This is a genomic window from Streptomyces sp. AK08-02 (assembly GCF_033795085.1).
GTDB lineage: Bacteria > Actinomycetota > Actinomycetes > Streptomycetales > Streptomycetaceae > Streptomyces > Streptomyces echiniscabiei.
On the sequence record NZ_JARAZV010000013.1, the window covers coordinates 116,299 to 133,543 of the forward strand.

Below are 17,245 nucleotides of genomic sequence, written 5' to 3' on the forward strand. Positions count from 1 at the left end.
TTCCGGCTCCCGGTACCCACCTCCTGCCTGCGTGCTCTCGGTCGGGCACCGCTTCCTGTTACCGAGGGTGCGCGACGCGACCATCGCAGAGCCGTCCGGCTTCTCAAAGAGGTGCGCTGGCGCACCTCCCGGACACCTGCGCCAGGGAGTGGCATCAACTCACTGGCGATTGATCACGAAGGACATCGCGACTCCCACAGAAACGGACGCAGTCACGCAGGGGTCGGCAGCGTCAGGCAGCTTGATGCTGCCTCCCAGCACTTGTTGGCACGAAGGACGACCGGGAGTTGGCCGGCGACGCCAAGCGGGCTTGGCGCTCAGTTCGTCGCGCGACATCTGCCGCCGTAGGAGGCGAAGGAGGTGCATCCGCGGAGTTGCGCTCGCCGTCGGTCGAAGGCTCCTGCGTGATCTCGAACCAGGTCGTCTTGCCCGTGGGTGCTGATTGTGTCCCCCAGGCGTCCGCCAAGGCATCAACGAGCAGGAGGCCGCGGCCACTCTCGTCGTTGGGCCCAGCGTCGACAGCGCTCGGCAGTGATGGATCGGTGTCCGTCACTTCGACACGAAGCCGTTCGTCGGTCCGTGTCACAGCGACATCGCACGGAGCATCTGTGTAGAGGACAGCGTTGGCGATCACCTCGCTGGCCAGCAACTCGATGGTCTCCAGCATCTGGTCCGACACGGGAAGACCCAGATTCTTGGCCAGTGCAACGACTTGGCGGCGTGCCGCCGGAACAGCCTCGACAGCAGCCGCAACCGTGAATCCATACGTCGGACGTTCGGGATTGCGACGCGCCATGACGACTACCTCACCTTGGGAGCGGCCTCAGTGAAATGAAGCCTTCCACCCGGCAAGAGCCCTGTGAGGACAATCTGTCCACAGGTACGCAACGCAGGAGCCTTGACGTTTCGGCGAGTTGTGATGCAAGCAAGCTAGCGAGCCAGTCGATACGGGGCGACAAACGTCGCTGACACCGTACCCCGCTGAGACTCGTATCAGACCTTCTCCTTGGCCGCTCGCGACTCAGGATTCGCTGTCAGTCCCCACCAGTCCAGGTCCTGAGTGACGTCAGGGTCGGGCGAGACGCACCGCGACGTCCATGCGCGGGTCCGTCCGGTGGGACCGGGATGCGCGAGGCTGGCGCCGCAGCGCCCAGTTGAGGGGGCATCGGCTGGTGCAGCCCCAGCAACTGCTCGGCCAGAGCGCCAAGAAACTGATCCAAGGGGGCAAGCCGGTGCAGCCACCAGAGCTCAATAGCCGTGCGGGAGATCGATTTCGCCCACGGCAGACGAAAAGGGGCTCACAAGACTGGAACGTTCCTGCAACCCATGTCAACGTACAACGTCCCCGAAAACACCAGGTCAGCGCACAGGGAAGGCGTGCGGGCTGTCGTCAAAGAGATTGCCAGGTCTGTCCGCAGTGCCTACCCGCGAGCTGGCCCCCTGCCACATCCGCGGCCCGACTCAAGGAGTCCACCCCGCTGAATGCTCGACTCCGTCATCGCCTGGACTGCCTAACGGAGCTACGACTTGGTCACCCTGTCCACCGTGCGCTGCCTGTGCGTGCCGCATCCGTCCTTCTCGGAAAAACCTTCTGTAACCCGACTACCGTCGTGACGGCTCCGTCCTCGTCCATGTCGCGATCACCCGGTGCCCCGACCGAGCCCCCTCCGCTTCGGACTCCACGTAGTCCGGGCAAGCTGCGAGCGATATATAGCCCATGATCCCCGGTTAGCAAAACCGGGGATCGTCCAGAGCATTGATGGTGTTCGCACTCGGCTGTGCTTGGCGGTGGAGTCGTAGCGGACTCAGTAGGCAGTGCCGCAAAGACACCGAGGAGGTATTCGCGGCCCACGCCCGCTGCTGACCTGAAATCCGCAGCGCCTGTTCGCTGAAGTTCAGCGGGTCTCCGCTGAGTCGGCGTGGGATGCAGGCGTTGTTGGTTCCGCTCTGTCGCCCCGCGCGCTCCCTTGCAAGGAACACCCAGCCCATGCGCCGATCCGCAATACCCCCTACCCATTCTCGCCCCGGGATGTCAGGCCCGTATGTCTCCCTCGCCGATTTCGAGCCCCGCAATTGCGAGGTGGCGCCTTGACCGCCGGGGGGAGCAACCGGCTGCTCACCCCGGAAGAAGTGGCCGCATGGTTGAAGGTCAGCGACATCACGGTGCGGAACAAGTACCGCCACTGGGGGCTGAAGGCCCAAAAGGTCGGGCGGCTCCTGAGATTCCGCGAGCGCGACATCGTCGCGTACCTCGAAGACCACTACGGATGACGGCAGCCCGCTGCCTGAACTGAGATAGGAGGCCACATGGCCGCGGTGTTTCAGAAATGCAAGACCGACCCGCAGAACAATGACTACCCCTGCGAAAAGGGGCGATGCGGACACAAGTGGACGGTCCGCTACCGAGAGCCGGGCGGGCGGACCGCGCGCCAGCGGGAGAAGACCTTCGACAAGAAGACCGGCCCGGACGGCGCTGATGCCTTCGCCTCCAAGGTTGAGCACGACAAAGGGATGGGGATCTACCTCGACCCCCAGCGCGGCGCTATTACCCTTCGCGCCTGGTCGCGGGAGTGGCTCGACAGGCAGATCCTTGCCGAGGGCACCATGCGTAACTACGAGGGGTTCACGAAGAACCACCTTGTTCCCCACCTCGGCCGTAAGACCCTGGCTGGGCTCGCGACGGGCGACTTCGAGCGCTTCATCGCCACGCTTCACCGCAACGGTGAGGGCATGGCTGCCTCCACGATCAACGACCGCCTGAAGTTCGTGGCGGCCATGCTTGAGTCCGCCGTCACCGAGAAGCGCATATCCGAAAACCCTGCGAGGGGCATCAAGATCCCTCGGACGAGTTCGCTCGCTGTGGACGAGGACGAGATCCCCGACCTCGGAGAGGTCGAGTTGCTCGCGAAGCACATCTCGCCCCAGTATCGGCTGACCGTCTACTTGCAGTCGGGGGCCGGGCTCCGGATCAGCGAGTGCCTCGGATTCGCGAGCGAGTGCCGGCGGCCGGAGTTCATCCGTGTCCGCTGGCAGGTCAGCTCGAAGGCGAACCGTGGAGACTGCCGCACCACCTTCGTGCCGCTGAAGCACCGGGCCGAGGGGGAGTACCGAGACATCCCGATCGCCCCCTTCATCGACGAGGAGATTGACGCCCACTTGGAGCTGTGGGACCCGATTCCCGTGACGTTCAAGGATCAGGCGGGCAAGGATCGGCAGCTCGACGTCTACTTCGCACCCCGCGAACGAGGCAAGGGCACCATGCCCACGGCCACGACGTACGCGTACCACTTCAGGAAGGCGTGCAAGGCTGCGGGCCTAGTCGACGTCAACGGTAAGCCGAAGTACACCCCGCACTCGCTGAGGCACTTCTTCGCCTCGACAGCCCTGGCGAACGGCATCCCGATCCACGAGGTCTCGCGCTGGCTCGGCCACAAGTCGATCAAGACCACGGTGGACATCTATGGACACCTCGTGCCAGGCGCCTGGCACCGCTGCCGAGAGGTCATGCAGAACGCCATGCGGCCCGTGCCGGTGGAACTGGCGGCCGAGGCATCCGAGTCGCCCGAGGGGTACGACAGGGCAGTGTGACGGGGGTCCGCGCTCGGCTCACCGAATTGGCCCACCCCGGGGGGCGGAGGGGGGCTAGCGCGCCTAGGTTGATCCGAGACCTGCGGCATCGGAGCACCCATGGCCCTGAGCATTGCGGAACAGCGCGACGCAGCGAACATCGTTGCAACCTGCACCCGCCTTCTGGAGCTGGACGTGATTTGGACAACCAACTTGGAGCAGGGTGTCCCGGAGGGGAAGACAGATGCTTCACGCGCCCTGATCAAAGTTGGTCTGGACATGGCGACTGGCCTGGGGCGAGTTCACGAGCGAGTGTCGCTTCTGCATCGGTTCGCCGATGAGCTTGAGGTGCTCTTTCTGGAGGAGTTCGATCACTTCAAGGGCTGGACTCTCGACATCAGCCCCACGGACGTACCCGCACTGCTCCACGATGCGGCGAAGGGGCTGGATGGGCATGCATCCGCGGAGATCAGAACCCTCCTGACCAAGATCGAAGGCCTGGAGGGTGGGCAGGCTGTGCAAGGTGATCTACCCAGAAAAATGCGCGGATGGATCTACATCGTGTGTGCAGCTGTGTCGCTGGGCTTGGGGACCCTCGCCGCCGCGGGTGGCGGCCCGCTCGGTATTGCGCTTGGCGCGGCGGGTCTGGGGGTGGCACTCGTGCTGTTGCAGCAGGGGCTCTCCGACGTACACGCGTGACGCGCCTCGGAGCTTGAGTGCTGACCTTGTGTTTCCGTGCTGATTCTGTGCTGACTTGGACCTCTCGGAACCGCGTTTCCGCAGGTGGGAGCGTTGTAGTCAACGTTCCGCTTCAATGTGTAGCGGGTGACGTACCGCCACGTCACTGATCTGGCAAACATGCAGGTCAATAGGGGTTCGGCTCTTCGGGGTCGGGCCCCTGGTTTTTTTCCGTGCTGGGATGGTGCCAGGAAACCTGACCCGTCGTCACCTGCCGTCACCCCTACTCATCCCTACCGTGCTGCGGTTGTGCCGGGATGGCGGTCGGCTCCGGTGCCGAGTCCCAGGCGCGGGCCGCAGCGCTTTTCCTACTCGTTTGACACGCTTGGGGTCATGGCTGAGACGACGTACGGCATCGCGGAGGGGCCAGCGACGCGGGTAAACCTGTCGCTGCCGGAGGGGACCGCCGAGGCGATCCGGGCGCGGGTGGGCAAGCGGGAGTTCTCCGCGTACATCGCCGCGGCGGTCGAGCGTGAGCTGCGCGGCCAGGTGCTGGACGAGTACCTGGCGGACTACGAGAACCGTAAGGAGCCGGGCTCCGAGCAAGCCCGGCAGCGGGCGCGGCACGTCTTCGACGAGGTGTTCGCCGAGGAGGCCGAGTGGCCCGCCGCAAGCTGAGTCACGAGGGGACGCTGGTCCTCGGCAGCGGGGGGTTTCGAAGCTGCTCGCCGACGACGAGCAAGTGGTGGCTCTGGTTGCCGAGGCCCGCTCGCGCGGCATGGAGGTCGTTATCAGCGCGCTCACCATCATCGAGGCCGTCCACGCCCGTACGAACATGTCTTGCCTGAACCGGGTGCTTTCCGGACTGCGCGTAGTCCCGGTGGGCGACGAGGAGGCGCGGGCGGCCTCGAAGCTGTTGATGGATGCCGGCTTGCGCGGGCACACCTACGCGATTGATGCGGCGGTCGCCGAAGCCGCGCTGCGACAGCACCGCCCTGTGGTCATGTTGACGGCCCCGGCGATGTGCTGGCTGCTTGGCCGCTGGGAGTGGTGGATTGCAGGCGGTACGGGAGTTGGTGAGCGCGATCAGGCTGCAGACGTTGCGCTTTGACCAGTGGGCGCCATGTCCGACGCCGCCGGGTTCGGCATTCAGGTGCCCGCCCATCTGCCCTGGTCCGCTACGGTGACTCGCATCTGGTCAGGCAGTGCGCGCCATAGCTGACCAGCGTCGACGCCGACGCCGACGGGATTGGCTGGCGACCGCCCAGCTGCTGCTAGAGCGAATCGAGTCACGGTGAGGGCGCGCAGGCTCCGGCCTTGGGAGACGTCGTCAGCCACACCTGCGGCCATTCCCACCTCGTCTTCCTGGAGGAGTTCGACAGCCGCCGGCACTGGCGGCCGTCGAGCAGATGCTGCGGGGCGGGGTTGTAGACGCCTCATCACTTCACTGGTGGGGGTAGAAGTTGGGGCGCTGGTCGACGTTGTCGTAGTAACGGTGGAACACGGGGGTGATGCCGCCGGAGAGCGGGGGGACGATCCAGCTCCAGTCTGCGGATACGGTGCGGCCCTGGCGTTCCTCCTTGGCCAGGTGGGCGAGGAAGCGCCGGGACTCCTCGTGGTGGTCGCTGATCCGGACACCTGCGGCCTCGAAGGAGTGCAGGACGGCGACGTTGAGCTCGACCAGGGCGCGGTCGCGCCACAGGGTTGACTCGCTGGTGGTGTCCAGCTGGAGGCAGGCGGCGACGGCGGGGAGCATGTTGTAGCGGTCCTCGTCGACGAGGTTGCGGGCGCCGATCTCCGTGCCCATGTACCAGCCGTTGAACGGGGCGAGCGGGTAGTCCATCCCGCCGATGCGTAGGCGCATGTTGGAGATGACGGGTACGGCGTGCCAGCGCAGGCCCAGTTCGGCCAGGCGTGGGACGTCGGGGTGGGTGATAGGGACCTCCAAGACCAGCTCCCGCGGCAGCTCGAAGAACCGGGGTTTGTCGTCGGGGGTGTCGATGACCAGGGGCAGGACGTCGAACGGCCCTTGGGGGCAGCCCTGCCAGCCGAGGCGGAGGATGGCCTCGGTGAGGTCGGCGGTGCGCGGGTCACCGAGCACGGTGCCGTCGTCGCGGCGGTAGCCGGCGTACCGGATGAGCTGCTCGTTCCACACCCGCGGGCCGGGCCGGCCGGGGGAGTCCGGGGCGAAGACCGAAATCACCGGCCTGATGCGCCCGCCGTTGGTCGCCTGGCGCAGGTGCGTGCACAAGTGCCGGTGGATCTCATCGGGGGCTGTGGCGTCCCGGCGGTCCAGGACGCGCAGGCTGTTCCAGTACAGGCGGCCGATGCAGCGACTGGAGTTGCGCCACGCGACGCGGGCACCGTACACGAGCTCGGCGGTGGTGTGCCGGTAGGTGCCCGTGGCGTCGATGGCGGCGCGGACCTGCTCCAGGCGCCGGGCGAGCGGGACGGGCTGATCGGACTGCTCCGCGTGGAACTGGCGCAGGAACTCCTCAGCCTCATTTGGATCGGCGACGCCGCAGGACTGCGGCGTCGCCGGTTCCGCCGACGGGACCGGGCCAAGGGACGAATCGGGCCCCAGTGCCGGGCACGCTGTCGGGGACGGGGCGGGCAAGGAAGGGCCCAGAGCGACTTCGGAGGTCACGATTCCTCGCAGGGGAGTAGAGCGCTGACCTCGTCAGCGGAGGCTGAGCGGCAGGGAGCGAAGGGAGCGGAATTCGAGGTTCTCGTTCCAGATCGGCTCGCCCGCCGTCCGGATGCCCGGGAAGCGGTTCAGCAGGGCGACGTAGAACCACTTCAGCTGCAGGGAGATGAGCTGCGCGGCGAGACAGGCGTGCACCCCTTGGCCGAACGACAGGTGCCGAGCGCTGTTGGGACGGTCGAGGTCGAAGTCGTTCGGTCGCTCGAACATGTTGGCGTCCCGGTTGGCCGAGCCCAGGAACAGGGCGAGAGTCTGCCCGGCCTCGATCCGTACGCCGCCCATCTCGACGTCCTTGGCCGCGACGCGCCAGGTGAACTGGTTCGAGGCGTTGTAGCGGAGGACCTCGTTCGCCGTGTTGTCCACGCACGCCTGGTCCGCCAGGAAGCGTTCGACCTGCCGCGGGTTGCGGGCGAACGCGAGCGTGCCGCTGCTGAGAGAGCCCGGCGTCGTGGGCGCGAACAACGCGATGAACACCAGCGCCAGCTGGTGCACGGTCTGTTCCGGCGTGGTCTCGGTCAGGCCGTCCTGGGCGGCTGCCAGGCGGGCGATGACGGTGTCCGGCAGGACCTTGCCCCGCATGCCCTGGAGGAGTTCGGAGGCGTACGTGTGCAGGTCGGTGAGCTTTTCCAGGATTATCTCCTGCGTCACCGGCTGATCCTTCGGACCGGAGTGGTACGTCATGATCGTATTCACGCGCGGGATGAGGAATCCGAGGTCCTCCTCGGGGACCCCGAAGGCGTGCACGGCGGAGCGTACGGGGAGTTCGGCAGCCAGGGCGGGGACGGCGTCGATCTCGGTGGCACCGGCCGGGATGGAAGCGACCAGGTCGTGCGCGACCTTCTGGAGGACTTGGTCGTAGTGCTGGTGCGCGGCACGGGTGAAGCCTGCCCGGACGGACCGGCGCAGCGCGTCGTGGAGCGGCGGGTCCGTGTACATCACCACGTTCTTGGTCCAGCGGTGGAAGATGTTGTCCGGCGGCAGCGGCTGTCCGGGGAACTTCGCGGCCAGCACTTCCGTCCCCCGGTCGGCGGTGAACCGGGGATCCTTCAGCCCGGCGGCGCAGTCGGCGTACGTCAAGACCGCCCAGGCGTTCAGGCGCTCGACCCAGTGGACGGGGCGGCGCTGGGCCAGGTCGGCGTAGACGGGGTAGGGGTCGGGCACGATGGACGGGTTGGCGAGCGGCGAGGGGACGGTCACAGGGGCTTCCTTGGGGTAGTCGAAAAGGGATGCGGAGCCGGGGATCGCGGCAGGAATTCCGGGATGGGAGGCGAGCCCTCGATCCCGTGGTTGTCAGTCGCGGCGCATACGTGTTGACAGGGCGGGCGGCGCGGCATCGCCGGGCGGGATCTCCGGCGACGGGGCGAGCCCGGCCACGGAGCGGAGGAATCCTGTGGCGAGCGGCGGTGATTCGCAGGTGCCGTTCGGCGCGGAGATCGGCTTCTCCGACGAGGACCTGAGCCACTGCGTGTGAGCAACGGGGCTGCTGGATCAAGAAGCGGCCCACAGGAGAACCACGCTCACATGTGTTGCCTGTCCTGGTGACGGAGGCGCCGTGGCACCGGAATTCCTCTCTCTTGAAGATCGTGCGCCGGCACACCTTCATCATGGATAGGCATCCCCGACGAAATCTTGTCGATCGGTGACCGATCCTTAGCTGTTGGATGCCAGTTCCGCTGTGCCCCTTCGATGCCTTCGCGAACAGGGGGGCCTGCGCATGGCGCGAGGTGCCGACGAAAGCTGCCGCACCACGAGGCGCCTTGTCATATCCCCGGTAAAGCCGGGAGGGAATTGGAGGTTTTCCCTCGTCCTGACAGCGACTGAGCTTGTGAGGTCGTTGGCGTGAGGGACGGACCGGTTCCGGCGAGGCATCCGTCGATGAGTGGGAAACATACCGGATTTCCTCATTCCGTTTCGATGGTCCGGCTGAGGTGCTCGGAGAGTGGTGAAAGCGGTGCGGGACCGCAGCGGCGACCAGAAGCCTTCCGCCGGGTTGAGGCCGGGTGCGTTGGAGACCAGCCGGTAGCGGGTCGGCCAGTCCTGCCGGGCGATGAACTGCCGCATTCCATAAGCGAGATGAACGTTCAGGATGCCCCGATGTTGCGGCAGGCGGCAGAAGACGAGGCGGCGAGGAAGGTGGCGGTTGCATCTGACCGTATATCTCACGGGTGACGTAGCGTCTGAGACGCCGGATGTCGATGGACCGGCTCAGCCTGGGAACACGCAAGCCGCAGTCCGGCCGCACTTTCCCCGGCCGACCCGCAGACCGGGCTCTCCTGGGTCGAGTTGGTCCGTGCCGTCGTGGCTCGTTCCGCCCTTCTGCCCGGCCCGCCGCCGGGGAAGCCGCCGCTGGTCGCCCTGCACAGGCCGGCGGTCGCGGACGAGGTGTTCCGGACGCGACCGCCGGAACCTTCCGGCCTGAGACCTGGCACCGAAGGCACTCACCGTGTGTATCCGGCCGGGCCAGGCCCTCCGGCTCCGCCGAACCGGCCCACCTGGTAGGAGCCGGCCGGCTGCCGGGTGATGACCAAGGGATCGCCGTGGAGGACCTGTCGGTGGCGGGACTGGCCCGCACGAAGCTGACCAAGTCCGTGCACGACGCCGGGTGGCCATCGTTCCTCAGCATGCTGGAGTACAAAGCGGAACGGTACGGCCGCACCCTGGTCAGGATCGGCCGGTTCACACCGACCTCCCAGACCTGCTCCAGGCCGCGAGGGAGTTGCCGTAGCAGTCGAGACGCGGATCCATGGGGATCCCCTGACCGAGTCGCAGTTACGCCCTACTGACCGCGCAGCCCCGCAACGTGGGACACCGAAGGCTGTGTGATGTGGCGGGAGTTCGCGACCGGGCCCGCAGGCGGTCGGCAGTGCATGAGCTGCATGACGGCTGTGCCCAGGGCCATCGATCCGTGCCGCCTAACCCCGGGCCGCGTAGTGGCACAGCAACGATCGAGAAGGCGGGGACCCTCCGGCTTCAGCCCGAGGTGCAAGTCACATCACCTGGCCAGGAGTGCTCGTAAGTTGCGTGCGTGCCGGTGGAGGCGTCCACGGTGTCCGATGCTTCGCGCAGTGCGGGCACGTCCCGGGTGGGCGACCGAAGAGCGCATGCGAGGAGGTGCGGCGTCGGCACTCCGGTGACCAGGACGCTCCCCTTCGTCCCGGTGGAGTGACCGAGGTGTGTCGTGTGGTGGCGTCTGAGCTGCATGGTGCGGGGGCAGGCCTCCCGTGCCGGGACCGTGCTGACTCGGCTCGTCCACGACCACGTTTCGGGGCCCTGGTCCTTTCTCGGGCCGGGGTGGCGCCGGGAACCCCGTGCCGAACCGTGGGCGACACGTCGTCCCTGCCGCCGTCATGCCCTCGCCGTTTCAGGTGAAACAGTGCTGCTTCCGGTAATCGCGGGGCGACATTCCGTAGGCGCAGCGGAAGTGTCTGCTCAGCATCGCGGCATCCAGCATCCCCCAGTCCGCCGCCAGCTCATTGATCTTCCGGTGCCCCAGGCTCGGATCCCTCAGATCGCATGCGAAACGCTCCAGGCGACGGCGTTTGACGTAGCTCATGACGCTTTCCCCGATCGGTCCGAAAATTCGATGTAACTGACGCACCGATATGTTGTGTTCGGCCGCGAGGGTCGCCGGGCTGATCTCGGGGTCGGCCAACTGCCGGTCGATCGACTCCTGAACCGCGATCAGAAGTGGATCGCATCCCCCAGAGTAATGCTTTCCGAGCTCGGCATATGCGATTCGCGTCGCGGAGATCGCCAGGATGCGCACGACCTCCTCCATATACGAGGACAGAATCCCATCGGTTTTCATCATCTCCACAGCCAGGGTATTCAAGAACGAAAAAAGAAATCCGGATCCGGGACCCTTGGCAGCATCCGTCACGATAAAAGTCCCCCGAGGCGACACCGGGAGTCCATCCTTCGCTTCGTCGGCGAAACGCAGTACGAGGAGTCGCGAAGCAACGGGCACATTCATCGAAAAGGGAACGTCGCCGTCCGTCATGACCAGCGTCCCCGCGTCGATCTCCGTACCATTTCCGGTACCAGCGATGAACGCCATTCCTGACAGTACACATATGACTGTTCTCTGCGGCGTCAAGGCCGCCTCCGAGTTGATTGCCTCGAACTCGATGACAGCTGGACCGGAATCTATGATCGTCGCCTTGACCCCGCCGGCCTTGAAAGATTTTATCTGCATGCCTGAGCTCGACAAAAGGCAGTACCTTGCGCTCGGCGCGTCGGCCGGAAATCGAGTGAAGCAAGATGCTTCCCCCTTCTCGGCTCCGAGCGCGACAAACAGTTCAGAACAGGCCACGGCGAGATCCTCCGCAAGGAACGAACCCAGTCGTTCACCCGCTTAGTTTGATTGAAATTTCAACTACCAGGTCAATCGGGTCTGGCGTCGGAGGCGGGAGAGTCCTGGTCACAGCCCGCGGGTGCGATCGATGCTCCTCGCGCGCCGCAGACGGGTCAGGTGTGCTGACATCCCGCTGCGGACGTCTCCATCGTGGGTGCGTGGACCCTCGGATCCACGTTGAGTGACTTGCTCACCCGCTGCGTCGACCGAGGGGAGGTGTGATCTGGCAGGCCTGTGGCCAGCCGTCTCCGCCGGCTGGCGTCAGGCAGTCACCCGGGTCACTGCATCGCACCGCATAAACGCTCCTGCGCCGGAGTCCGTGGCGACGCCCGAGCGAGCCTCGCTCGCACGGTATGCCGCCGCCCGGGCCAGGGTGGCCGTAACGGTCGCGCCCCGTTTCTCCATGCCGTGGCCAGCGCCTCCGGAAACAGTGCGGAGAGAGAAACTCCGTCGCCGCGATCGGGTTTCCAGGTCTGTCCGAGGCAAATTTGTCCATCAGGTTTTCCTCACTCATCACGAGGCCACGAACGGCCGTAAGGGGAAGGGGCCGTGCGCGTCTTCGCTTACTGAGTCCGTGCGAGTCCGTCACTGCTCATCAGGAGGTGCTGCGCTGTACAAGAGAGCGCTGTGGGAGCGCTCCCGCTTATTGACAGTGCCCTGCGGGTGGCAGTCCAGTCAAGTACCTACTGATTGACCGGAGTTGTGTGTTGGCTCCTGAGGGTGCGCACACAGGAGCATTGTCTTGGCGGGCGGTGCGCAAGCCACCTGCGGGATTGTCGGCGCAGCCGTACGTGCGTTCATCGAACTCGCCCGTTGGGTTTACCTCACCAGCTACCCGCTCAACTGCACTCACTCGCTACGCCGGGGTGGTTGACTGAGGCGACGGCCCGCCGGACGGACGGAGTCGTCGAGCGCGAGCGCTGCCGATGCGGGAAGTCACAGGCAGCTCCCTGCGCTTTCCTCCGGTCGCGGAAGTCTGGTCTTCCTGTGTCGAATTTGTTTGTCGAAATTTTGCGAGGTGGCGGGGGCTGCAGGACCCCGGGCGCGGATCACCACCTCACCGTTGCCCGACCCCGCTGGATCGTCGGCACGTGGCCTCCTCGCAGTAGCTCCCGCTGCAAACGGAAGCCTGGCGTCCAGAGGCAACGACGCGGTCACTGACCGACAAGACTGCGCCGCGGAAACAACCCCATGATGCTTATGTTCCAACGTGCGAGAACCATTCACAGGGGGATTCCCGGTGCTACGACACCTGCTTCATCGGGACGGACAAGACATTCTGAGAACGGTTCTCCTGCAACCGCTTCTCGATCCGGCGGCCCGTCGGCCGCACGCGGTGGCTCGGGTTCTCGTAGGAGAAGCCGGCACCCGTACCCCGTGGCCCCCCGAACCGTCGTCGCTCACCACTCCTGGCGCCACTCGGCCCCACGTAGGCCCGACGTCTTTCCCCTCCCCTGCTTCCGCTTTCCATGCCATCGGCTTGAGCGCGCCCACGGGCGGCTCGACGACAGAGAGGAACGGATACCTGTGTCGCACCTGACCGGTGAAGATCTCCCGGAGGGAGCGCTCGCCACGACGTGGCCGAGTCTCCTCGAAGCGCGGGTGGCCGACACACCTGACGCCATCGCGCTCGTCGCCGGGGACACGGCGCTCACGTACGCGCAGTTCAATGCCCGTGCGAACCGGCTCGCCCGGTGGCTGAAGTACCTCGGCGCCGGGCCGGAGCGGTCGGTCGGGCTGGTGCTGGGCAGGTCCGCGGACTTCTTCCTGTGCGCGACGGCCGTGCTCAAGTGCGGGGCCGCGTACCTGCCGCTGGATCCGAACTACCCCGTGGAGCGACTGTCCTTCATGGCCCGGGACGCAGCACCCGTGGTGCTGGTGACGACGTCGGACGTCCGGGGCGACCTTCTGGGCCAGCTGCCCACCGGCAGCCTCGTGGTTCTGGACGACGAGGCCACCGAAGACGTACTGCGCCGTCTGCCGGACCACGACATGGAGGACGGGGAACGTTTGGAGCCACTGCGCCCCGCGAGTCCCGCCTACATCATCTACACCTCCGGCTCCACGGGGATCCCCAAGGGAGTCGTCGTCACCCACCAAGGCGTCGCGAGCCTGATCGCGACCCAGCGTCGTCGCCTCGCCGTCACCGGCGCCTCACGCGTGCTCGCCTTCTCGTCCCCGAGTTTCGACGCCAGTTTCTGGGAGATGTCGATGGCGCTGCTGGCCGGGGCCGCGCTCGTGGTCGGCAGGCCGGGGCGGCTGCTGCCCGACGCCGAACTGGCCGCGTTGATCGCGGACCACGGAGTCACTCATGTCACTCTCCCGCCCTCGGTCGCGGGTGCGCTGGGCCCCGACATGCTGCCTCCGAGCGTGACGCTGGTCGTCGCGGGCGAAGCGTGCCCGGCGGCTCTCGTGCAGCGCTGGCGCCCGCACCGGACGATGGTGAACGCCTACGGCCCGACGGAGTCCACCGTCTGTGCCACCATGAGCGATCCGCTGGCCGACGACGTGGCGCCGCCGGTCGGCCGGGCGGTGGACGGCACCCGGATCCATGTCCTCGACGACCGCCTCGCACCGGTTGTGCCGGGAGCGGTCGGCGAGATCTACATCGCGGGGCACAGCCTGGCACGCGGGTACCTCGAGCGGCCGGGTCTGACCGCGCAGCGGTTCGTGGCGGACCCCTTCGGCCCGGCCGGCAGCCGTATGTACCGCAGCGGTGACCTCGGCCGCTGGACCCGTTCAGGAGACCTGGAGTTCGTCGGCAGGGCGGACGACCAGGTCAAGGTACGCGGCTTCCGTATCGAGCCGGGCGAGATCGAATCCGTCATCGCCGGGTGCCGCGGGGTCCGGCAGGCCGCCGTCGTCCTGCGTGAGGACCGGCCCGGAGAGCCATACCTCGCCGCCTACGTCATACCCGAGAACGCGGCCGCCGACGAGGCGGCCGGCGAGGAACCGGACGGTCAACTCGATGCCTGGCGACGGCTCTACGACGATCTGTACGGCCGAGCCGACACCGCCGACTTCGGCGAGGACTTCTCCGGCTGGGTGAGCAGTTATGGCGGGCGGCCGATCGAGGGGATGCGCGAATGGCGTGAGCAGACCGTGCGGCAGATCCGCGAACTGGCTCCGCGCCGCGTACTGGAGATCGGCTGCGGTTCCGGTCTGCTGCTCTCGCAGCTGGCGGGTGACTGCGAAAGCTACTGGGGCACCGACATCTCCGGGGCCCTGATCGAGCGGCTGCGCGGGCAGGTCGCCGAGCGCCCCGGCCTCGCGGACCGGGTCGTCCTGCATCAGCTCTCCGCCCATGAGCTGGGGAGTCTGCCCAGCGGCGGCTTCGACACCGTCGTGCTCAACTCCGTGATCCAGTACTTTCCCTCAGGCGATTACCTGTTCGACATACTGCGCGAGGTGTCCCGGCTCCTGGTACCCGGGGGCGCGGTGTTCCTCGGCGACGTCCGTAACCTTCGTCTGCTGCGCACCTTCCACGCCGGGGGGCTGCTGGCGGCGGCCACGCACACCGACACTCCGCAGACGGTCTGCGCGGCGATCGACCGGGCCATGGCGCAGGAGAAGGAACTGCTCGTGGACCCGGAGTTCTTCACGACGGCCGTCGGCGCGCTGCCCGGTATGACGCTGGAGTCGTGCACGCTCAAACGGGGCGGGTACGACAACGAACTCAGCCGCTATCGCTACGAGGTGGTGCTGCGCAAGCATGCCGGGCCTGCCGATGACACCGGGCCCACGGACGACGCGGGGCCGGTCGTGCGACTGCGGTGGGACGGCGAGATGGCGAGCCTGGCCGACGTCGCCGATCGGCTGCGTCGTGGGAAACCGGAGCGGTTGTGCGTCACCGGGATCCCCAACGGCCGGGTGGCCGGCGAGCATGCCGCGACACTCGCGCTGTTCGACCGGCGCCCCCTGCACGAGGTGCTGTCCCTGGGGCAGGCTCCGGCGGGCGTGGCACCGGAGGACCTGCGCCGGCTGGGCGCGGAACTGGGCTACCGGGTCGACTGCACCTGGTCGTCCGAGGACGACGCCCTGATCGACGCTTCCTTCACACGCGCCGGAGCGCTCGTGCCGCGTCCCGCCCCCCGGACCGACGCGGAGCCGGACGGTTTCTCCCCGGCCCGGTTCACCAACAGGCCGGCGTTCGCCCGCCCCGACTCCCAGACGATGGCCTCTCTTCCCGGGCAGGTCGCGGCGAAGCTGCCGGCCTTCATGGTCCCGGAGGTCTTCGTCCCGCTCGACAGGCTGCCGGTCACGGTGAACGGAAAGCTCGACCGCGGCGCCCTGCCCCGGCCGCGGCGCGCCGCCCATGCCTCGGGACGTCCGCCCAGGACCGCCCGCGAGGAGGTACTGGCGGCGATCTTCGCCGACGTACTCGCGACAGCCGACGTCACAGCCGACAGCGACTTCTTCGCCGTCGGCGGCAACTCCCTGCTGGCCACCCGACTCGCCGCCGAGGTCCGGCGGCGCCTGAACACCGAGATGCCGCTGTCGTGGCTGTTCGAGTCGCCCACCGTCGGCGCGCTCGCCGCCCGCTTCGACGCGGGGGACGAGGCCAGGCCGCTGCCTGTGCCGAGCGAGTACGCCTCCGGCAGCACGGCGCCGTTGTCGGCCCAGCAGATGCAGATGTGGCACGAGTACCGCCGAAGCCTGTGTCGCGACATGTTCAACGTGCCGCTGTCGCAGCGGCTGACCGGTGCCGTCGACGCCGAGGCACTGCGCGCCGCCCTCGCCGATGTCGTCACCCGGCACGTTCCGCTGCGCACGCTCGTCCAGGACGACGGCAGCGGTCCGTGTGCGGTGATCACGGAAGCCACCGCGGACGACATCCCATGGACGGAGACCAGGACCACGCCCGAGCGGCTGTCCGAGGATCTCGCGCACGCCGCCCGCCGCCACTTCGACCTCGAGACCGAGATCCCGCTGCGGGCCGTACTGTTCACGCTCGGCCCGGACGAGTCCGTACTGCTGCTGGTCATGCATCACATCGCCGCCGACGGCTGGTCCTTCGGCCCCCTGCTGGAGGACCTGGTCCGCGCCTACCGCGCCCGGACCGAGGGGCGCGCACCACAGTGGGAGCCGCTGTCCTTCGGCTACCTCGACTACGTCGCCTGGCAGCGCCGGCTGCTCGGCGCCACGGACGACCCGAGCGACGTCGCGCTGCGCCAGGCGGAGTACTGGAGGAAGACGCTGCACGGTGCCGACGACAGGCCGGTCCTGGAGACCGACAGCCCGGCGCCGGCCCAGCAGGACTTTGCCGGCAGGTCCCTCGATCTTCCGCTCGAAGTCGGCGGCCACCGGGTGCTGACAGCCGCGGCCCGTGAGCACGGTGTCACCGTCTTCATGATCCTGCACGCCGCGCTCGTCGCACTGCTCGCCCGCAGGGGAGCAGGAGGGGACGTCACCGTCGTGACCGCGGTGGCCGGCCGGACCGACACCCAGTTCGAACCGCTGGTGGGCCTCTTCGCCAACACCTTGGCGCTGCGCACCGACACGTCGGGCAACCCCACCTTCCGCGAACTGCTGGACCGGGTCCGCGTGACCGATCTCGGTGCCTATGCCCACCAGGACCTGCTCTTCGAGCGCCTGGCCGACGTGCCACCGCCCCAGGTGTCACTCGTCCTGCGCACGGTCGCAGCGCCGCCGGCCGACCTGCCGGGCCTCACCATCAGTCCCGGCCCACGGCCGGCGAGCGAATCCGCCCGCTATCCGGTGCTGTGGACCGTGGAGCATCTGACCTCCGCCGCGGACGGCGGGACGCTGCGCAGCCACATCCAGTACCAGAGCGGGCTGCTGCGCGACGACACGGTCGTCCGGCTCGCCCAGCAGTACGAAGTCGTGCTGTCCCTGTTGTTGAAGGATCCCGATCTCCGCGTCCAGGACCTCCCACTGCAGTGACTCCCAGGGCCAGCCCGTCCGATCCCATCATCTGTGAG

At 67.3% G+C, this 17,245-nt stretch carries 9 protein-coding genes and 2 pseudogenes; 7 read left to right on the plus strand and 4 right to left on the minus strand.

Translation table 11 applies throughout. The features are described 5' to 3' along the window. Positions 1-232 precede the first annotated feature (232 nt). The gene (locus PV734_RS26935) at positions 233-796 is read right to left on the minus strand and encodes an ATP-binding protein (protein WP_319292428.1); all 564 of its coding nucleotides are present in this window, start codon (positions 794-796) and stop codon (positions 233-235) included. A gap of 1,292 nt (positions 797-2,088) precedes the next feature. Between PV734_RS26935 and PV734_RS26940 the strand changes: the two genes are divergently transcribed. The 5 genes and pseudogenes from PV734_RS26940 (at position 2,089) to PV734_RS26960 (ending at position 5,356) form a co-directional block, all read left to right on the plus strand. After that, positions 2,089-2,271, plus strand: coding sequence for a helix-turn-helix domain-containing protein (locus tag PV734_RS26940; RefSeq protein WP_046912625.1), 183 nt, complete (start codon positions 2,089-2,091; stop codon positions 2,269-2,271). A 36-nt stretch (positions 2,272-2,307) separates the two neighbouring features. After that, complete coding sequence (locus PV734_RS26945) at positions 2,308-3,588, plus strand: tyrosine-type recombinase/integrase (protein ID WP_050399610.1); 1,281 nt, start codon at positions 2,308-2,310, stop codon at positions 3,586-3,588. A 99-nt stretch (positions 3,589-3,687) separates the two neighbouring features. Next, entirely contained in the window at positions 3,688-4,266 is a 579-nt protein-coding gene (locus tag PV734_RS26950; protein ID WP_046912624.1) for a hypothetical protein, read from the plus strand. Positions 4,267-4,638: 372 nt separating this feature from the next. Next, positions 4,639-4,923 (plus strand): hypothetical protein, encoded by a 285-nt coding sequence (locus tag PV734_RS26955; protein WP_010352781.1) that lies wholly within the window; start codon positions 4,639-4,641, stop codon positions 4,921-4,923. After that, a pseudogene (locus PV734_RS26960) lies at positions 4,905-5,356 on the plus strand (hypothetical protein). Before PV734_RS26955 ends, PV734_RS26960 begins: the two are co-directional and overlap by 19 nt. Positions 5,357-5,689: 333 nt before the next feature. Here PV734_RS26960 and PV734_RS26965 read toward each other — a convergent pair. Both PV734_RS26965 and txtE read right to left on the minus strand, forming a co-directional pair. After that, on the minus strand, positions 5,690-6,862 hold the full coding sequence (locus tag PV734_RS26965) for a nitric oxide synthase oxygenase (RefSeq protein ID WP_060890801.1): 1,173 nt from the start codon (positions 6,860-6,862) through the stop codon (positions 5,690-5,692). Positions 6,863-6,925: 63 nt separating this feature from the next. Continuing rightward, positions 6,926-8,146, minus strand: a complete 1,221-nt coding sequence (gene txtE / locus PV734_RS26970) for a 4-nitrotryptophan synthase (protein ID WP_319292432.1) — start codon at positions 8,144-8,146, stop codon at positions 6,926-6,928. Positions 8,147-9,474: 1,328 nt separating this feature from the next. Here txtE and PV734_RS26975 point away from each other — a divergent pair. Continuing rightward, positions 9,475-9,732: pseudogene (locus PV734_RS26975) on the plus strand (zinc ribbon domain-containing protein); the annotation flags it as partial. Between the two features lie 578 nt (positions 9,733-10,310). On the opposite strand, the gene txtR reads toward PV734_RS26975, so the two are convergent. Continuing rightward, a complete protein-coding gene (gene txtR, locus PV734_RS26980) occupies positions 10,311-11,261 on the minus strand; it encodes a cellobiose-binding transcriptional regulator TxtR (protein WP_319292434.1) in 951 nt (316 codons plus the stop codon). Between the two features lie 1,569 nt (positions 11,262-12,830). Here txtR and txtA point away from each other — a divergent pair. Then, positions 12,831-17,207 carry a thaxtomin non-ribosomal peptide synthetase TxtA gene (gene txtA, locus PV734_RS26985; RefSeq protein WP_046706285.1) on the plus strand — a complete coding sequence of 1,459 codons (4,377 nt, stop codon included), beginning with the start codon at positions 12,831-12,833 and terminating at the stop codon, positions 17,205-17,207. Positions 17,208-17,245: the final 38 nt, after the last annotated feature.

Coding starts and splice junctions, on each gene's coding strand:
- PV734_RS26935 (WP_319292428.1), bottom strand. CDS start 796: ATGGCGCGTCGCAATCCCGAACGTCCGACGTATGGATTCACGGTTGCG.
- PV734_RS26945 (WP_050399610.1), top strand. CDS start 2,308: ATGGCCGCGGTGTTTCAGAAATGCAAGACCGACCCGCAGAACAATGAC.
- PV734_RS26950 (WP_046912624.1), top strand. CDS start 3,688: ATGGCCCTGAGCATTGCGGAACAGCGCGACGCAGCGAACATCGTTGCA.
- PV734_RS26955 (WP_010352781.1), top strand. CDS start 4,639: ATGGCTGAGACGACGTACGGCATCGCGGAGGGGCCAGCGACGCGGGTA.